General features: G+C 61.8%; 15 protein-coding genes. 5 read left to right on the forward strand and 10 right to left on the reverse strand.

Annotated features, from left to right (window positions below):
- The first annotated feature begins 50 nt into the window (after positions 1 to 50).
- Both J5Y21_RS04295 and J5Y21_RS04300 read left to right on the forward strand, forming a co-directional pair.
- On the forward strand, positions 51 to 944 hold the full coding sequence (locus tag J5Y21_RS04295; protein WP_246874954.1) for an HtaA domain-containing protein: 894 nt from the start codon (positions 51 to 53) through the stop codon (positions 942 to 944).
- A 176-nt stretch (positions 945 to 1,120) separates the two neighbouring features.
- Complete coding sequence (locus tag J5Y21_RS04300) at positions 1,121 to 1,678, forward strand: DNA-3-methyladenine glycosylase (protein ID WP_210573172.1); 558 nt, start codon at positions 1,121 to 1,123, stop codon at positions 1,676 to 1,678.
- Here J5Y21_RS04300 and ppk2 read toward each other — a convergent pair whose 3' ends face one another.
- Positions 1,679 to 2,524 carry a polyphosphate kinase 2 gene (gene ppk2, locus J5Y21_RS04305; RefSeq protein WP_210573174.1) on the reverse strand — a complete coding sequence of 282 codons (846 nt, stop codon included), beginning with the start codon at positions 2,522 to 2,524 and terminating at the stop codon, positions 1,679 to 1,681. It lies immediately after the preceding gene.
- Between the two features lie 178 nt (positions 2,525 to 2,702).
- On the opposite strand from ppk2, the gene J5Y21_RS04310 reads away from it, so the two are divergent.
- Genes J5Y21_RS04310 through J5Y21_RS04320 form a run of 3 tightly spaced genes read left to right on the forward strand, consistent with a single transcriptional unit; the run spans position 2,703 to position 6,749 of the window.
- The gene (locus tag J5Y21_RS04310) at positions 2,703 to 3,464 is read left to right on the forward strand and encodes a 5-oxoprolinase subunit PxpA (RefSeq protein ID WP_210573303.1); all 762 of its coding nucleotides are present in this window, start codon (positions 2,703 to 2,705) and stop codon (positions 3,462 to 3,464) included.
- The gene (locus J5Y21_RS04315; protein ID WP_349236935.1) at positions 3,461 to 5,002 is read left to right on the forward strand and encodes an urea amidolyase family protein; all 1,542 of its coding nucleotides are present in this window, start codon (positions 3,461 to 3,463) and stop codon (positions 5,000 to 5,002) included. The genes J5Y21_RS04310 and J5Y21_RS04315 overlap by 4 nt, the downstream gene beginning before the upstream one ends.
- A 4-nt stretch (positions 5,003 to 5,006) precedes the next feature.
- Complete coding sequence (locus J5Y21_RS04320) at positions 5,007 to 6,749, forward strand: biotin carboxylase N-terminal domain-containing protein (RefSeq protein WP_210573175.1); 1,743 nt, start codon at positions 5,007 to 5,009, stop codon at positions 6,747 to 6,749.
- 9 nt (positions 6,750 to 6,758) lie between these two features.
- Here the strand turns inward: J5Y21_RS04320 and J5Y21_RS04325 are convergent, their stop codons facing one another.
- The 9 genes from J5Y21_RS04325 to J5Y21_RS04370 all read right to left on the reverse strand — a co-directional run bounded on the left by J5Y21_RS04325 (position 6,759) and on the right by J5Y21_RS04370 (position 16,684).
- Complete coding sequence (locus tag J5Y21_RS04325) at positions 6,759 to 7,538, reverse strand: putative hydro-lyase (protein WP_210573176.1); 780 nt, start codon at positions 7,536 to 7,538, stop codon at positions 6,759 to 6,761.
- Positions 7,529 to 8,758 carry an NRAMP family divalent metal transporter gene (locus tag J5Y21_RS04330; protein ID WP_210573177.1) on the reverse strand — a complete coding sequence of 410 codons (1,230 nt, stop codon included), beginning with the start codon at positions 8,756 to 8,758 and terminating at the stop codon, positions 7,529 to 7,531. Before J5Y21_RS04330 ends, J5Y21_RS04325 begins: the two co-directional genes overlap by 10 nt.
- 81 nt (positions 8,759 to 8,839) lie before the next feature.
- Positions 8,840 to 9,160 carry a putative quinol monooxygenase gene (locus J5Y21_RS04335; protein WP_210573178.1) on the reverse strand — a complete coding sequence of 107 codons (321 nt, stop codon included), beginning with the start codon at positions 9,158 to 9,160 and terminating at the stop codon, positions 8,840 to 8,842.
- A 17-nt stretch (positions 9,161 to 9,177) separates the two neighbouring features.
- The gene (locus tag J5Y21_RS04340; protein ID WP_210573180.1) at positions 9,178 to 11,205 is read right to left on the reverse strand and encodes a neutral/alkaline non-lysosomal ceramidase N-terminal domain-containing protein; all 2,028 of its coding nucleotides are present in this window, start codon (positions 11,203 to 11,205) and stop codon (positions 9,178 to 9,180) included.
- A 76-nt stretch (positions 11,206 to 11,281) separates the two neighbouring features.
- The gene (locus J5Y21_RS04345; RefSeq protein WP_210573182.1) at positions 11,282 to 13,081 is read right to left on the reverse strand and encodes an ABC-F family ATP-binding cassette domain-containing protein; all 1,800 of its coding nucleotides are present in this window, start codon (positions 13,079 to 13,081) and stop codon (positions 11,282 to 11,284) included.
- A 362-nt stretch (positions 13,082 to 13,443) separates the two neighbouring features.
- Entirely contained in the window at positions 13,444 to 13,674 is a 231-nt protein-coding gene (locus tag J5Y21_RS04355; RefSeq protein WP_210573192.1) for a ribbon-helix-helix protein, CopG family, read from the reverse strand.
- A 36-nt stretch (positions 13,675 to 13,710) separates the two neighbouring features.
- Positions 13,711 to 14,700, reverse strand: a complete 990-nt coding sequence (locus J5Y21_RS04360; protein WP_210573194.1) for a 4-(cytidine 5'-diphospho)-2-C-methyl-D-erythritol kinase — start codon at positions 14,698 to 14,700, stop codon at positions 13,711 to 13,713.
- Positions 14,697 to 15,554 carry a 16S rRNA (adenine(1518)-N(6)/adenine(1519)-N(6))-dimethyltransferase RsmA gene (gene rsmA, locus J5Y21_RS04365; protein WP_210573196.1) on the reverse strand — a complete coding sequence of 286 codons (858 nt, stop codon included), beginning with the start codon at positions 15,552 to 15,554 and terminating at the stop codon, positions 14,697 to 14,699. Before rsmA ends, J5Y21_RS04360 begins: the two co-directional genes overlap by 4 nt.
- An 11-nt stretch (positions 15,555 to 15,565) precedes the next feature.
- Positions 15,566 to 16,684 carry a resuscitation-promoting factor gene (locus J5Y21_RS04370; RefSeq protein ID WP_210573198.1) on the reverse strand — a complete coding sequence of 373 codons (1,119 nt, stop codon included), beginning with the start codon at positions 16,682 to 16,684 and terminating at the stop codon, positions 15,566 to 15,568.
- Between the last annotated feature and the right edge of the window lie 46 nt (positions 16,685 to 16,730).

The following is a 16,730-nucleotide window of genomic DNA, read 5'->3' on the forward strand; positions in this document are numbered from 1 at the left end:
CGCGGGGGTCAACCTCTTTCAACCGCAACACAATCAATTGAGTGAGAAACATGATCCCAACCCATCATCGAATTTCGTACGCACTGGCTGCCACGGTTCTGATCGGCACCACTGTGGCCCCGTTTTCTCAGGCCGAAGAGGCACCCCGGCCGACTGGCACAGTGAGTTGGCCGATTAAGGCAACTTTCCTCAACTATGTGCAAGGCCCCATTGCCCGTGGAGTGATCACCGCTGACAACGGCGCGAAGAAGAAAACCAATTCTTCTGGCTCAACCATAGGCTTCGATTTGCCCGTCAACCCAGCCGGCATCACCCTGGACGAGCAGGGCAACGGAACGATTGAACTCGATGGCGCGCTGACGTTCCTCGGGCACAAGGACCACTACAAGGAGGGTGAATGGGGTCTCAACCTCACCTATTCCGACATGAAGGTCGAGATCGTAGACACCACAGCCAAGTTCGTTGCGGACTACGTGGTTGTGGGCGGTCTTCCCGAGTCCGATCCGGATCAGCGTTCAGAGGCTGATGACGCTGTCATCGCAACCTACACCCTCCCCCAAAAGATCACTCCCGGAAAGAACTACAAGGCCACGACTTCAAGAGGCGAACTCGCCGACGGCGGTGTCGCATCTCTTCTCGCGTACGAGCTAGGCAAGGAAATCGAGCCAATTGCACTTGATCTTAAGTACAGCGACTCTGGCGATCCTGCGCCCGCTCAAGACTCTAGTGCGGACACCGAAAAGAGCAGCAAGCCCAGCATCGACTGGAAAAACCTCTCCTCCACCGACGACGATTCTCTCCTGGCTAAACTGACCAACGGTGTCGCTGTCTTACTTGGCATCGCCGGCATCGTTATGGCGGTCGGCGCGTTGATCCAAGGATTCGCGGACATCTTCAATATCCACCCGCCGGAGATCAAGCTCCCTCCTCTGCCGAAGTTCTAAATCCGAGGACCACCCCCTGCCCTCCCCCAAGCTCAAGGCCAGCGAGGTGCCCGAAGGGACAGTTCTCACCCTCGAGCTCAACTATGGCAATGAAGCGCAAGGCTCCAGCCCCTGTGCTCTCGGCGGAATCATCCACTGGCTACTCACCAGCGGACTTTTCCGCTAGAAGTTGAGGAATGATCGATTTCTCCGCGCCCGCCGATATCGTCGCCCCGCAGCTTCTCGGCTGCTACATCAGCCACAACGGCGTGACCATCCGGCTGACCGAGGTCGAGGCGTACCTCGGCGCAGAAGATGCCGCCGCACACACCTACCGCGGCCAGACCAAACGCAATGCCGCCATGTTCGGCCCACCGGGACGGCTCTACGTTTATTTGTCCTACGGGATTCACCTCAACGGCAATATTGTGTGCGCACCCGAAGGCACTGGCCAAGGCTGCCTCATGCGTGGCGGGGAAATCATTGAGGGAGAGGATCTCGCCAGACAGCGTCGACAAGCAAATGGCAAGATCATCCCATACGAAAACCTCGCACGCGGCCCTGGAAACCTCGGTCGCGCACTCGGCTTTTCGCTAGAAGATAACGGCACCCCGATCGTGCTTGCACCACGCGAAGCCGAACCTGAATGGGTCGCTGGCCCGCGCATCGGCATCAGCAAGAACAAGGGCGCGCCCTACCGTTTCTGGATCCCCCGCAACAAAACGGTGAGCACGCCGCGCGGCTATCCGAAATAGCTATTTCTTGCTCTTCTTTTCCTTCTTGCCCTTTTCGAGCTTCGCGGCGACATCCGGAACATAACGGAATTCCGCGCGCGGCGGGCGCTCGTAATCGTCGGACTCGGGGCGCTCCGGCACGTCCGGCAGGTCGGGCTCGATGTGCTCGTACGGGATCGTGGACAGAAGATGCGAGATCACGTTAATGCGCGAGCGCTTCTTGTCTTCCGATTCCACCGTGTACCACGGCGCAGTCGGGATGTCGGTGTGAATGAACATCTCGTCCTTCGCGCGGGAGTAGTCCTCCCACTTCGTGATGGACTCCAGATCCATCGGCGACAGCTTCCACTGGCGCAACGGATCATTCCGGCGGGATTCAAAGCGCGCGTGCTGTTCCTCATCCGACACGGAGAACCAGTACTTGCGGAGCAGAATGCCGTCCTCCACCAGCAAACGCTCGAAAATCGGTGCTTGGTGCAGGAAACGGCGGTACTCCTCCGTCGTGCAGAAGCCCATGACGCGCTCCACGCCCGCGCGGTTGTACCAGGAGCGGTCGAAGATCACGATCTCGCCAGCAGCAGGAAGCTTTTCGACGTAGCGCTGGAAGTACCACTGTGTCTGCTCGCGTTCCGTCGGCTTCGGCAGCGCCTCAATCCGGCACACACGCGGGTTCAGGTACTGGGTGATGCGTTTGATGGCGGACCCCTTGCCCGCCGCGTCACGGCCTTCCATGACCACAACGATGCGCGCACCAGTGGCCACGACCCACTGCTGCATCTTCACCAGTTCAGCCTGGAGGCGGAGCAGCTCGGTCTCGTACGCCTTCTTGGACAGCTTCGGCGGTTTTTTCGTGCTCTCGGATGTCATAGCTACAACGGTAATACGCCTGCTCCCACACCTTGAATTCGGTCATCCAGCCCATGTGGTTCGGCCCACAATGGGAGCGTTTATAGTGTCCGGGGTCTCTCCCTGAATCCCCGGAGGAATGGGTCACTAGACTGTTATGAGAATTTCCCATAACTTCCATAACTCTGAAAGTTGGTTCATTGTGAGCGAGCACATCGACCTCAACGCCGATTTAGGCGAAACCACTGCGGGCAACCCAGTTGCCGACGATGCGGCCATGCTGGGGATGGTCTCCAGCGCGAACGTGGCCACGGGGTTCCACGCGGGAGACCCGCACTCCATCAGCGGCACTCTCGCTGACGCGAAGCAGCACAACGTCGTCGTCGGCGCGCACATCGCCTATAAAGACCCCGCTGGTTTCGGTCGCCGCTTCATCGACTACGACCCGGGCGAGCTTGCCGACGAAACGCTCTACCAGATCGGCGCTCTAGACGCCCTTGCGCGGGCGCAGGGACTTAAGGTGCGCTACGTCAAACCCCACGGTGCGCTCTACAACACCATCGTCCACAACGAGAAGCATGCTCAGGCCGTCATCGACGGCATCAAGGCTTTCGGTGATCTGCCCATCATGCTGCTGCCCGGCGGCATTGCCGTGGACATCGCTGAAAAGGCCGGTTTGCGCGTCATCCGCGAAGCTTTCGCCGACCGCGGGTACAACCCCGACGGCACCTTGGTGTCGCGCCGTGAACCGAACGCAGTGATGACCGATGCACAGCAGGTTGCCGACCGCGTGTTGCAAGTCGCGTCGACAGGCGCCGTGACAGCTATCGATGGCAGCGTCGTCAACGTTCAAGCCGAATCCGTCTGCGTCCACGGCGATTCCCCGGGCTCAGTGGAGCTGACCCGCAGTGTGGTCGCTAAATTGAAGGGCGAAGGCATCGAGATCAGGAGCTTTCTGTGAGTAGAGACATCAAGCGCGTCGGCACGCGCGCACTCATGATCGACCTTGACAGCCTCGAAGAAGTGATGGACTTCTACGGAGCTCTGAACTCCTCCCCGCTCGAACGCCAGACTGACGTTGTAGCTGGTGCCCGGACCGTTCTGGTCACATTCGATTCGACATCCGCAGCGAAAAAGGCCGCTGAGTTTCTGCGTACCTTCACGCCCGAAGCTGCTGCGGCCAGGGAGTCACGCGAGATTGAGATCGAGGTCTGCTACGACGGCGAAGATCTCGACGAGCTCGCCCAGCTGCTGGGAAAGACCCGCGAGGAGCTCATCGAGTGGCACACCTCCACCGTGTGGAAAGCCGGTTTTGGCGGCTTTGCTCCCGGATTCACCTATTGCGTCCCGGCCGATGAGGCCGACGCACTCGACGTGCCCCGCCGTTCCTCCCCCCGCACCGAAGTGCCGGCGGGCGCAGTCGCGCTGGCAGGCGATTTCTCGGCTGTCTATCCGCGCACATCCCCCGGCGGGTGGCAGCTGATCGGCACGACCACGACCCCGATGTGGGATTCGACTGCCGAACCGCCAGCGCTCGTCAGCCCGGGTGACACAGTGCGCTACGTTCGCGTCGATAAGCTCACCGACGAGCAGGAGACCAGCCACTACGAACTAGACACTCCCCCGCGCATGCCGTTGTTCACCGTCGACGAGGCCGGGCTGCAAACCCTCTACCAGGACCTCGGAAGGCAAGGCAACGGCAGCCTCGGCGTGACCACGTCTGGCTCGTCCGACAGGGCCTCCGCCCGTATTGCCAACGACGTGGTGGGCAATAAGCGCAACGCGACACTTCTTGAAAATATCGGCGGCCTGTCCATGACTGCTTTGGCCGAGACCGTCGTGTGCGTCACTGGCGCGGACAGCGAGGTCTTCGTGGGGCAAAAACCGTTCCCGTTGGCGACGCCCATCATCGTTCCCGCAGGCGCGCAGCTCGTGGTCTCCCCGCCGCGGACCGGTATGCGCTCCTATATCGCAGTGCGCGGTGGATTGATTGCCGACACGGAGCTCGACTCCGCCGCCACCGATCTGCTGTCCGGACTCGGGCCCGCTCCGATCCAGGCCGGCGACACGGTCTCGGTGTCGATGAGAAAACCCGGCACCGCCACCGATCTGCTTTCGAACCCACTTCGCGTGACCAACGATGTCGCCACCGTGCGCTGCGTCCTCGGCCCACGCGATGACTGGTTCAACAAAGCCGAAGTCGAACGATTCCTCGACACCACCTTCACGGTGACCGGCGAATCCAACCGCGTCGGCGTCCGTTTGGAACCTGACGAGCCATTGCAGCGTGAGCGCGGTGGCGAGCTGCCCTCAGAAGGAATGGTGGCTGGCAGTGTCCAGGTGCCGCCGAGCGGGCAGCCAGTCGTGTTCCTCCGCGACCACGCCGTGACCGGCGGCTACCCCGTCATCGCCACAGTGATCAGCGAAGATGTCGACATCGCCGCCCAGCTATCCCCCGGTTCCACCATCCGCTTCGAACTCTACAGCGAAGGAGAATAAGCCCATGTCCACTCCCGCACCAGAAACGTCCCTCAAAGCCGTTCTGATCGCCAACCGCGGTGAGATCGCGGTTCGCATCGCCCGCTCCGCACGCGACTTGGGCATCCGCTCGATCGCCGTCTACTCCGACGCTGACACCGGCGCGCTGCACACATTGGTCGCCGACGAGGCCTACCACCTCCCCGGCAATAGCGCTTCCGAGACCTACATGAATGTGCCCGCGCTCATCTCACTCGCCCACAAGGTGGGCGCAGACTGCGTGCACCCCGGCTACGGCTTCCTCTCGGAGAACTCAGACTTCGCACGCGCCGTCGTCGACGCGGGGCTTACGTGGATCGGCCCCACCCCGGAATCCATCGACCTGCTCGGCGACAAGATCGCGGCTCGTCGCGTCGCTGTCGAGGTCGGTGCCCCGCTGGCCCCGGGCACCGAGGACCCGATCGATAACTGGGAAGAGGCCCGCGCGTTCGCGGAGGAGCACGGCATGCCGATCGCGATCAAGGCAGCCTACGGCGGTGGCGGGCGCGGCCTCAAGGTCGTGCACGACGAAGCGGACATCGAAGACGCTTTCGCCTCCGCAGGACGCGAGGCCAAGGAAGCTTTCGGCCGCGCCGAATGCTACGTGGAGAAGTTCCTCACCCACCCCCGTCACGTCGAGGCTCAGGTGCTCGCCGACACGCACGGCAACGTCGCCGTGCTCGGCACCCGAGACTGCTCGACGCAACGCCGCTTCCAGAAACTCATCGAAGAAGCCCCCGCCCCCTTCCTGACTGAAGAACAGCGCAGCAGCATCGAAAACGGCGCACGCGAGATCTGCCGCTCCGCCAATTACATCGGTGCCGGCACCGTCGAGTACATCGTGTCGGAAGACGGCACCGTCTCCTTCCTCGAGGTCAACACACGCGTGCAGGTCGAGCACCCCGTCACGGAGGTCGTCACGGGCGTGGACATCATTGCGGAGCAGTTCCGCATCGCTGATGGGCAGGAACTGTCTTTCGGGACCGACCCGGAAATCACCTCACATGCCTTCGAATTCCGCATCAACGCCGAGGATGTCACCAATGGTTTCGCTCCGTCACCGGGCACGGTCACGCGTTTCGACGTCCCCACCGGCCCCGGCATCCGTGTCGACTCCGGTGTGCGCACCGGCAGCGACATTCCGGCGTACTACGACTCGCTCATGGCCAAGCTGATCGTCATCGCGCCGACCCGCGATGCAGCGCTGGCGCGTTCCCGCCAGGCTCTCAAGGAGTTCACCATTGAGGGCGTGCGGACCGTGCTACCGTTCCACCGCGACATGGTGGACGCACCGGAATTGAACGGCGATTCCCTCGATCTCTACACCGACTGGGTCGACGGAAACTACTCGCCGAGTGCCAACCACGAAACCAGCGATATTGAGCATCTGTACGACGAACGGGAGACCGTCGTCATCGAGATCGACGGCCGCTTGCACGAAATCGGCATCCCCCGCCGCATGCTCTCTGGAGGCGGTAGCCCACAAACGAGCGAACCTGAGTCATCTGAGACTGGCGGAGAGGGCGCTGTGACGGTGAAATTTGATTCCACCATCGTGAAGTGGATGGTCAGCGACGGCGACACCGTGGAAAAGGGCCAGCCGCTGGCCGTTGTCGAAGCCATGAAGATGGAGTCGACGCTGAAGTCCCCCGCGGCTGGCACCATCTCTGTTTCCGCCGACGAAGGCACGCGCGTGAAGCCTGGGGTAACTATCGCGACAATTGTTTAAGCAATTTGCTTAAGGGACCTGATAGGACCGATCCGGGATATCGGTGATGAGCATCTTGCCCGGAGCATGGCAGATAGCCAGCTCCGGCTTTGAGCTCATCACCGCGGACTGAGGTGTGACACCACAAGCCCAAAACACTGGAATCGTTCCTGCCGGGATCTCCACCGGGTCGCCGAAATCGGGGGCTGAGAGGTCGCGGATGCCGATCGCTGCTGGGTCCCCGACGTGAACCGGTGCCCCGTGCACCGCCGGATAGCGCGAGGTGATGCGAACTGCATCTGCCACCCTGTTCGCCGGGATCGGCCGCATTGAGACCACCATCGGGCCACCAAAAATACCGGCACGTTCAGTTTCGATATTCGTCATGAACATCGGCACATTCCGCCCTTGCTCAATGTGGGCAACAGGAACCTCTTCGGCCAACAGCGCGTCTTCGAATGTGAAAGAGCAGCCAATGAGAAAAGCCACCGTGGAATCGGTCCAGTAGCCGGTCGCGTCGGTCACTTCGTCGACAAGCTCCCCGTGCTTGTAGATCTTGTACGCGGGGATATCGGTACGGATGTCGCCGCCCGGCATGAGGTCCGACTCCAGCTGCCCCGCCTCGAGGACCCCCAAGACAGGGCATGGCTTCGGGTTGCGTTGAGCGAAGAGCAGGAAATCGAACGCGTACTTCTCATCCACAGCGATGAGGTTCGCTTGCGCGCACCCCGGCGCCCACCCCGCAGTGGTGCCGACGTCATGAGTGCGGAAAAACTCCCGAGCGCGGGCGGGATCTTTTTCTAGGCCCAAATCTCCGACAACCCTGCGAGCGAATCGGCACCCATATAGAAGGTTCCTGCGAGCACAATCACTCCGATGACCTTCATCCACACCGGGTAGTTGTATCCCTTGAGTAGATCCTTGCGGAACAGCGCGGCCCACATGACCACGGCAAAACCGATCGGCAGGATAAGCCCGTTGAAGGCACCCGCGAAGATGAGCAGTTTCTGCGGCGCAGCACCGAGGAAGAGGAAGAGGATCGTGCACACCACGATGAATGCCACCGTGAGCCAGTTACGCAGCTTCACATCTGTCTTCTGCGTGGTCACGAATGTCAGCGAAGTGTAGGACGCACCGATCACCGACGACAGGCCCGCCGCCCACAGCACCAGACCGAAGGCACGAAGACCGAACTCTCCGGCGGCCTGGTAGAAAGCATCGGCGGCCGTATTGTCCTTGGAAAGCGCCACGCCGGTAGCAACCACGCCGAGCACCGCGAGGAAGAGAAGCACACGCATGATGCCGATCACCACGATGCCCAGCACAGATGCATTCGAAATATTCTTGATATTCTCCACACCGGTCTGGCCCGAATCAATGATGCGGTGGACACCGGCGAAGGTGATGTAGCCACCGACCGAGCCGCCGATCAGCGTGACGATGACTGCAGAGTCCACTTGTTCGGGGAGGACCGTCTGCTTCAACGCATCTCCGACGGGCGGCTGGGAGACGATAGCGACGTACAACATGAGCAGGATCATGATCGCGCCGAGTCCCACAACAATGCGGTCCAGCGCAACACCTGCACGCTTAGACAAGAAGATGAATACGGCGATGACCGCTGAGATCGCGCCACCGATCTTCGGGTCAAGGCCGAACATGGCATTCATGCCCAGCCCTGCACCGGCGATGTTGCCGATATTGAAGATCACGCCGCCGGCGAAGACCAATAGCGACATCACCCATCCCAGCCCGGGGATCACTGAATTGCCGAGCTCATTAGCGCGCAGCCCAGAGATACCGAGCACGCGCCACACATTCAGCTGGATCGCGACATCCACGAGAATGGAGATGAGAATCGCGAACGCGAAGGCAGCGCCCAACCGGACGGTGAACACACTGGTCTGGGTGAGAAAGCCCGGGCCAATCGAGCTGGTCGCCATGAGGAACACGGCGCCGAGAAGAGAGCCGATTCCCTTCGGAACGGCGGAATCGTTCTCTACCTTGGTGGACCCTTCTTGTGAAGACATAGGCCCTCCCCTTTCTAAGCAGATCTGGTTCAAATACTGCGCACAGTTTAGAGGGCCACCTAGCCCATTCGGGAATATGGACTAGACCTGGAATTCCGCCATCGCGTCCCACTCCGTCTTACCCTCGATCAGAGTGTTGATGATCTGCGGGGTCTCCTCCAGGATCTGCGGGAACAGTTCCTGCGCCGCCTTGAAGTGGTCGGAATTGACGTGCGCCTCCGCGGCGTCATCCTTGAAGCCCTCAACAAGGATGTACTCGCGCGGATCGTCGGTGCTGCGGTACCACTCGAAGAAGAGGTTGCCCTCCTCCGCGCGGGACGCCTCGGTGAAGTCGTTGACGAGCTCGCGGAAGTTCTCGGTGTTCTCGGGCAGGGGACGGAAACGAACGTTGATCAAAATCATGGGGCCCAGTGTACGAGCTAAACGACGGTCACTTCCGTGCTGCCGGTGAACGGGGTCAGGCTTCCGCCGATCGCGCGCGAGACTCCCTCCACCTTCACGGTGTAGGTGCCGGGATCAAACGCATCAGTGTCCCACGAAATGCGGGCGTTGACGACATCGGAATTCTTCACGAATTCGATGATCGTGCTCGAGTGGAAGTCATCCGCCACGATCTCGCCCGCCGCATTCGTGATGGTGTGGTAACCGACTCCGCGGCGCAGATCCGAGTTGGGGTTGGCGAAGGAGAATGTCACCGAGGCGGTATCGCCCGCTTTGACCTTCTCGGTCGAGGTGATCACATCACCGAATTCTTTGCCCCAAGCCGGCCGGTCGATGCCCGGCAAACCAGAAAGGGACTTTGGAATCCACCCTGTCAGGTCGCCCGCCGGCCCGCCGGAATCGATCTGGGAGCCCTCCTTCAACGACCGCGCCAACTTGTCGTAGACCTGCACCATCGCACACAACTCGTGGCGCCCGAAGATCGTCGCCCCGCCTTCGTAGTCCTGGTTGTCGTATTCCTCCGGCGTGGTCACATAGTGCGCATACCCACTCGTGTAGCCCTGGCACACGACGGTCTCCAACGGCACGTCGAGAATGTCCGCCACGTGCTTCCTCATGCGGTAGCCCGCCATCGACGTCGGCTCCATCGAGTTAGTGATGATCGTCAGGCCCGCGATCTGCGTGATCGAGAACAAGAGCACTTGCTGGATCATACCGTCGACATAGCCCAGCGGCAGCAGCATTTCTTTGGCGCCGTGAATCTCGTTCCATTCATCAGGCACAGTGACGTTGTTGAGCTCTTTGACCCATGGTGTTCCGCCGCGCTCACCCTCGTTGAAGATGGGGACCTCCAGACCACCACCGTCTTCCTGACTCGACGCGGCGAATGCCGCCCCCAGAATCGCCGGACCGGTGCGCTGTTTTGTGCCGTCGGGGGTGAACTCACCACGGATCTCCACTTCCCGCATGTCCACCCACTGGTGCCGGTTGCGGACGCTTGTCCCGCTGATGTCCACCAGTTCTCCCTCGGTAGCGTCGATTTGGCGGTCACCGAGGATCTGCGCTGACTTCGCCTCATCCTCGTAGCCCGGCCCTGTCTTCGGCTCCAACCCCGCATTCGGAGTGATATCGCCCTGGGGTGCTGCAGCGAATGCGGCGACAAAGGGAGGATTTTCGACATCCCGGTGAACAACTCCGCGCTCTTTCTCCATGCGCCAAGAGGACCAGCCTTTATGGTCGCCGTCGATAAGCGTGTGCTCGTGCCCGAAGCTCGTGGCGTGCAAGCCGTACCAGTTGATCAAGCCGACGTCCTGGCCGCCGCGGCTGATAAACAGCGTCAAGCTTTCCGGGTTCACTCCGTTGGGAAACTCGCGGATCTCTTCTGCCGGGTTGCGCTTGAATGCCTCGAAAGACCGGTTCGCACCCGCGTCCTTGACTTCACCGCGCACGAGACGCAGATTCGACGGCTGCTTGTCCGTGTGCGCGCGTTCCACTGCCTCGACGATGCCTTCGACCGTCGCCTCGAAGGTGACCGGCCGAAACCCCAGCGTGGTCAGGTCGACCATGAGGTGGCCCGATGTGCCGCCGGGGCCAACGTGCGTGTGCGTGGCGGCGATGAAGACATTCGACTCGTTGTACTTGCCGCCGAAATTCTCGCGCAGTCGGCGGAGCACCTCCAGCTGAATCGACTGGAACATCAGCCCCATCTCCGCGATGACGAAAACGCTACTCACGCCCTCGTTGTCCTCGAAGATGAACGCCCTGGCGAACTGGCGGAAACGGATTCCGGTGGTGGACTGCTTCATCACCGCGTACCCGTTCATGCCGGCGCCGAGTGGTTCGCCCGTCATGTCGGCCATGCCGCGACCCACAGTGAGCAGAGCCTCCTGCCCTTTCGCCCGCGGCACCCCCATCGCCGCGGTGGCGGCTACCAGACTGGCGCCTGCCAGAAACGTGCGCCTGCCAAACCGAAACTTCTCTGTGACTGAGCTCACTTTGTTCCCCATGGCGGAAACAGTACAGAGAACTCCGATTTAATTTTGGGTTTTGAACTATTTTTCTTAAAAATCTAGTTCTGGGTAACTACCCTTCCAGTCTCTCTCCCAGCTCAAGCCATTCCAGCTCCAGTTCTTCGCGCTGCGCACGCAGTTCCGCGACCTGCCCCGTCTTCGCACCGATCGCCTCGAAATCGGGGTCAGCTTCCCCCGACATCGTCGCGATTTCCGATTCGAGAGCAGCCGCTTCCTCATGGAGTTTCTCCATCTTCCGGTCGAGCGACTTCATCTTCTTCATCAGCTCGCGGCGCTCCTGCCCGCTCAGCCCGTCGGCGGGCTTTTCCTTGGGCGCGGTGTCGCCGAGATCCAGCACTCCAGAATCCTCCGTCATGCTCTTGCGGCGCTCCAGGTACTGGTCGATCCCGCCGGGAAGATTCGTCAAAGCACCGTCGCCGAACAACGCGTAGGTGACATCGGCAATGCGCTCGATCAGATAGCGGTCGTGCGAAATCACCACCAGGGTGCCCGGCCACGAGTCGAGGAGGTTCTCCAGTTCTTGGAGGGTGTCGATGTCGAGGTCGTTCGTCGGCTCGTCGAGAAGCAGCACATTCGGCTCGCTCATGAGCACGCGCGTGAGCTGCAAGCGGCGCCTCTCGCCGCCAGATAAGTCCCCGACGGGTGTCCGCTGCCGTTTCGGAGAAAACCCGAGACGCTCAGCCAACTGCGACGCCGACATCTCCTTTTTGCCCAGCGTGATGTAGGTGGCCACGTCTTCCACCGCATCGATCACCCGGCGGGACGGATCCAAGTCATCGAGTTCCTGACGCAGCCATCCGATCTTCGTCGTCTGGCCCTCGACGCGACGTCCTTCCGCCAGCGGGTAGTCTCCCGCGATTGCCCGCAGCAGCGTCGTCTTTCCAGAGCCGTTCACGCCGACCAGGCCGATGCGTTCGCCGGGAGCCAGCCGCCATGTCAGATGGTCAACGAGAGTGCGCCCGTCAGGCGCGTCAATGCGCACATCCTCGAGCTCCACCACGACGCGGCCTTGGCGCTGTTTCGAAAACGCCATGAGCTCTACCGTGTCGCGCGGAGCAGGAACATCCGCGATCAGGGCCTCCGCCGCCTCGATGCGGTAGCGCGGCTTCGACGTCCGTGCAGGGGCGCCGCGTCGCAGCCACGCGAGCTCCTTGCGCGCGAGGTTCTGGCGCCGCTGCTCGATCGCGTCTGCCTGGCGCGCACGCTCGGCGCGCGCGAACGTCCAGTCGTTGTAGCCGCCCTCGTACACGTCGACACGTCCGTTGTGCACTTCCCACGTCAGGGTGGCTACGGTGTCGAGGAACCAGCGGTCGTGCGTCACGACCACGATCGCGACCTTCCGCTTCAGCAAGTGGTCGGCGAGCCACTGCACGCCTTCCACGTCCAGGTGGTTCGTGGGCTCGTCAAGCACGATCAGGTCCAGGTCCTGCACGAGCGCCGCCGCCAGGTTCACACGGCGTCGCTCACCGCCGGACAGCTGCCCGACCGGCGTATCCAAACCCAGATCCGCGACGCCCGTGCCCGCGAGCACTTCGCGCACTTTCGCATTCGACGCCCACTCGAAGACCTCGAGCCCGAGCGGCTCCACCACGGCCTGCCCGACCGACACATCGTCCGGGAGCGTGAACCGCTGCGTGACCACCGCCATCCGCAATCCGTTGGTGTGCGAGACACGGCCAGTATCCGGCGGCTCAATGCCCGTGAGCACCTCAAGCAGCGTCGTCTTGCCGCCGCCGTTGAGCCCCACCACGCCGATGCGGTCCCCGGTCTGCACACCGAGCGACACCTCGTCCAGCAGGGTCTTCAAACCCCACGTCTTGGACACATTTTCCAGGTTGATCAGGTTCGCCATGATGGAGCCATTCTAAACACGGGCTGGGTCAGCAACGAACGCACGTACCCACCAAAGAATTTCACGCAAACAGGCAGCGCTCACACGGCCAATTTCTCCTTGGACGCGATCACGCGAGAGTGTCCTCATTTGCTCCGACATTGCCCAACTCTCTTTAGGCAAGACCGCTGCGGGGTCTAGCGGAATATGGCTGTCCCACCCACGGTTTCGAGATGTCACCGGAACAACCGAAACCAACGTGGGAACCACCCTCAGATGATTACGGGAAGACACGACCACGCATGGACGCCGTCCAGCCTGTTCATTCCCCCTTGTCGGCTCGAGCACCGCCCACACGATGTCCCCCGGCATCAGCTCTTCGCTCACCAGCCGTACGCCTTATCCCACTCAGCGGTTTCAGCTATGTAACTTTCCATCTGTTCTGGGGGAGTCGCCCGAACCTGGCTCTCCAGCCTGCGCATGCGAATCTCTTCCCGATAGAGCTCGAGCATTTCCTCGATAATGCTCGGCATACTTTCCCCCCGCTGCTGCGCGATCACCTTGATCTCATCACGCAGATCAACGGGCACCTTGATCGTTGTCTGCTCAGCCATGCCCAAAGTATACCAATTCGTATACCCCTTGGATACCTACAGCAGCCGCGCGCCGCCAACAGGTCCGTGAGCAGCGAAAGCTTCGACCGCATCAGAGCCGAGCTTATCGACGACCGCCCTCGCCGCCCCCTCATCCGCACACAGCGCCGCGATGGTCGGGCCAGAACCGGACACCATCGCCCGGATCGCGCCGGCATCTTCGGCGTCGTGGATGAGCTGCTGGAGCGACGGCCGCAATGCCAGCGCCGCCGCCTCCAAGTCATTGTGCATGGCAGCGCCCACCAGCTGCGGATCCCCTGACACGAGTGCCCTCGACAGTGTGGTCGTATCCATGTGCGGGACCATGGAGGCGTAATTGAAACGCAGGTCGTCCAGCTTCTCGAACACTGCCTTCGTGGACAACCCCACCTTCGGATTCAAAAAGGCGAACCAGTATGTGCCGCGCCCCATCATCGGCACCAGGGAATCACCGCGTCCAGTTCCCAGCGCGATGCCGCCCATTTCCGCGAAAGGGACATCCGCCCCCAGCCCCGGAACCAAGTACTTGAATAGTTCTTCCGGCAGCGGACGATCGTAGTGCGCGATCAAAGCACTGATCGCCTGCACAGCTGCAGCAGCATCGGCGGATCCGCCCGCCATGCCCCCTGCCACCGGCACGGTCTTGTCGACCTCCAACCGCATCATCGGCAAATCCGGTCTAATATCTTCCCGCGTCATATCCTGCGCGAGAATCCCCATGTACCCAGTGCAGATCGAATCCACTGCTTTCCACGCCAGGTTCTTCGGATTGTCCAGATCCTCATCAGGTTCATGCACGTGGTAGGTAGTACGCATCTCCGAGACGAAGCTCAGCGGAGAAGCATCGGGATGCTTATCGACGTCCCCCTCCAGCGTCGTCAGCGTCACCGTCTCCGGCCGGTCCACAGCCATGAACACCGTGGACAGGTCGTGATAGCCGTCGCTGCGGACCTCCCCTACCCCGAGGTGCAGGTTCACTTTGCCGTTCGCGCGTGCCGTGAATTTCATTTTTCACCCACCTGTGCCAGTCGCACGAAATCTTCCACCGCGAGCTTCTCGCCGCGCAGCTGCGGATCGATGCCGGCCGCGCGCAACGCTTCCTCTGCTGCAGCGGACGACCCATATACCCCGCCTAAGCAGGCGCGGAGGGTCTTGCGTCGCTGGGCAAACGCTGCGTCGATAAGCGGAAAAACGCTCTCGCGCAATGACATTGGCCACCCCTTATCGCGGACGTCGATACGCACGAGCCCTGATTCGATATTCGGCGCGGGCCAGAAGACGTTCTTCCCGATATTGCCCGCCTTGCGCACGTCGCCGTAGAACGACGCTTTGACGCTGGGCACGCCGTAGATTTTCGAGCCAGGGTCCGCCGCCAAACGGTCCGCGACTTCGAGCTGCACCATCACGAGCACGCGGCGGATGCTCGGGAATTCCTCCAACAGGTGCAGCAGCACCGGGACCGCGACGTTGTACGGCAAATTCGCCACCAGCGCGGTCGGCGCTTCAATCTCGTCGGACTGAACCTTGAGCGCGTCTTGGTTGAGCACCGACAGCCTGCCCGCTGCCTCCGGCGCGAATTCTGCGGCAGTCTGCGGCAGTCGTTCCGCCAACCGCGAATCGATCTCGACAGCCGACACCCGGCACCCGACCTCGAGCAGGCCGAGCGTCAACGACCCCAAGCCGGGACCGACCTCTAAAACGGTGTCGTCAGCGCTAATATCAGCCGCCGCCACGATACGCCGCACCGTGTTCGGATCGTGAACGAAATTCTGCCCCAGTTTCTTCGTCGGGGTCACCCCGAGCTCGTCGGCGAGCGCCCGGATTTCCACCGGGCCGAGCAACTGGATATCGGGGCTAGTCATGTCCTCCGAGGTTAGCGGATTCCCAGGCTCGCGGTGCAGGCAGGCCATGCACCCCAGCCCTGGCCCTGCTGGACCTTCGACGCGACAGCGATCTGCTGCTCGCGGGTGGCCAAGTTCGCGGTCGGCGCATACTGGGTGCCGCCGTACGCGGCCCACGTCGACGCGGTGAACTGGAGACCGCCGTAGAAGCCGTTGCCGGTGTTGATGGACCAGTCGCCGCCGGACTCGCACTGCGCGAGCGAATCCCAGACCGAACCGCCTGCGACAGCGGGAGCGGATTCCTTCTTGGCGCGAGCGATCACAGCCGCGCGCCCCTTGCGGGTGTCTTCCCGCTTGACGATCTCATCGGATTCCACCTCGCCGTTCACCGTGACGATGCGGCGGGTCGTTTCGCGCTTGCCCTTCTCACCCTTCTCGCGGACCTTCTCCTCACCCGGGGCGAGGCTTTCGTCTTCGACGTAGTGCGGCTCGACGTCGAATTCCTCGACGGTGGTGCGTTCGTCGTAGTCGACGCGGTCAATGGTGATGTCCATATTCCCGGTGACCGGCGCATCCATTCCCGGGGTCACGCGGTCGTTCGAGTCGACCAGCACACCGCGGGAGCTGAGCAGCTCGGAAACCGTCTTGGCGGCTGCGGCAGCGTAGGTGGTCTTGCCTCCGTCATGAATAGCCACGATCTTCGGGGAGGTCAGATCGATGGTCATGTTGTCGGTGAGCACATCGTCTTCAGCGAAAGCGTGGGAAGAACCACCTGCGCCCGGCAGCTCTTTGAGGAAATCCGACACGGTCAGCGCCGTGGTTGTGAACTCCTGGGCTTCGCCTCCGTCAATGGTGACCGCGACAGGCTTAGCGGTGCGGACGGTCACCGTGTCGCCGCTATTCAGGGCATCCGACGGTGCGGGGTAGACGAGGTCTTTCTCGCCTACCTCAACGCCGGCGGCCTGGAGCGCTCCGCCGACATTACCGGCGTAGGTGGTCAGCTCGATGGGCTCGCCGTTGACGTCCACGGTCACCGCTTTCTGCGCGGCGACTGCGGTGGTGGCTCCACCGATGGCGAGGGCACCCACTGCCGTGGAGGCGATGACGGCGCGGGTGGTCGAGGTCTTATTGATGCGACGATGACGCGACATGGAAAGAAATCCTCAGTTAGGGGAAGCGAACCTATATAACGATACG

It is taken from the genome of Corynebacterium sp. Marseille-P3884 (assembly GCF_017942225.1).
Lineage (GTDB): Bacteria > Actinomycetota > Actinomycetes > Mycobacteriales > Mycobacteriaceae > Corynebacterium.

Coding starts and splice junctions, on each gene's coding strand:
- J5Y21_RS04370 (WP_210573198.1), bottom strand. CDS start 16,684: ATGTCGCGTCATCGTCGCATCAATAAGACCTCGACCACCCGCGCCGTC.
- J5Y21_RS04295 (WP_246874954.1), top strand. CDS start 51: ATGATCCCAACCCATCATCGAATTTCGTACGCACTGGCTGCCACGGTT.
- J5Y21_RS04355 (WP_210573192.1), bottom strand. CDS start 13,674: ATGGCTGAGCAGACAACGATCAAGGTGCCCGTTGATCTGCGTGATGAG.
- J5Y21_RS04320 (WP_210573175.1), top strand. CDS start 5,007: ATGTCCACTCCCGCACCAGAAACGTCCCTCAAAGCCGTTCTGATCGCC.
- J5Y21_RS04360 (WP_210573194.1), bottom strand. CDS start 14,700: ATGAAATTCACGGCACGCGCGAACGGCAAAGTGAACCTGCACCTCGGG.
- J5Y21_RS04330 (WP_210573177.1), bottom strand. CDS start 8,758: ATGTCTTCACAAGAAGGGTCCACCAAGGTAGAGAACGATTCCGCCGTT.
- J5Y21_RS04300 (WP_210573172.1), top strand. CDS start 1,121: ATGATCGATTTCTCCGCGCCCGCCGATATCGTCGCCCCGCAGCTTCTC.
- ppk2 (WP_210573174.1), bottom strand. CDS start 2,524: ATGACATCCGAGAGCACGAAAAAACCGCCGAAGCTGTCCAAGAAGGCG.
- J5Y21_RS04335 (WP_210573178.1), bottom strand. CDS start 9,160: ATGATTTTGATCAACGTTCGTTTCCGTCCCCTGCCCGAGAACACCGAG.
- rsmA (WP_210573196.1), bottom strand. CDS start 15,554: ATGACTAGCCCCGATATCCAGTTGCTCGGCCCGGTGGAAATCCGGGCG.
- J5Y21_RS04340 (WP_210573180.1), bottom strand. CDS start 11,205: ATGGGGAACAAAGTGAGCTCAGTCACAGAGAAGTTTCGGTTTGGCAGG.
- J5Y21_RS04345 (WP_210573182.1), bottom strand. CDS start 13,081: ATGGCGAACCTGATCAACCTGGAAAATGTGTCCAAGACGTGGGGTTTG.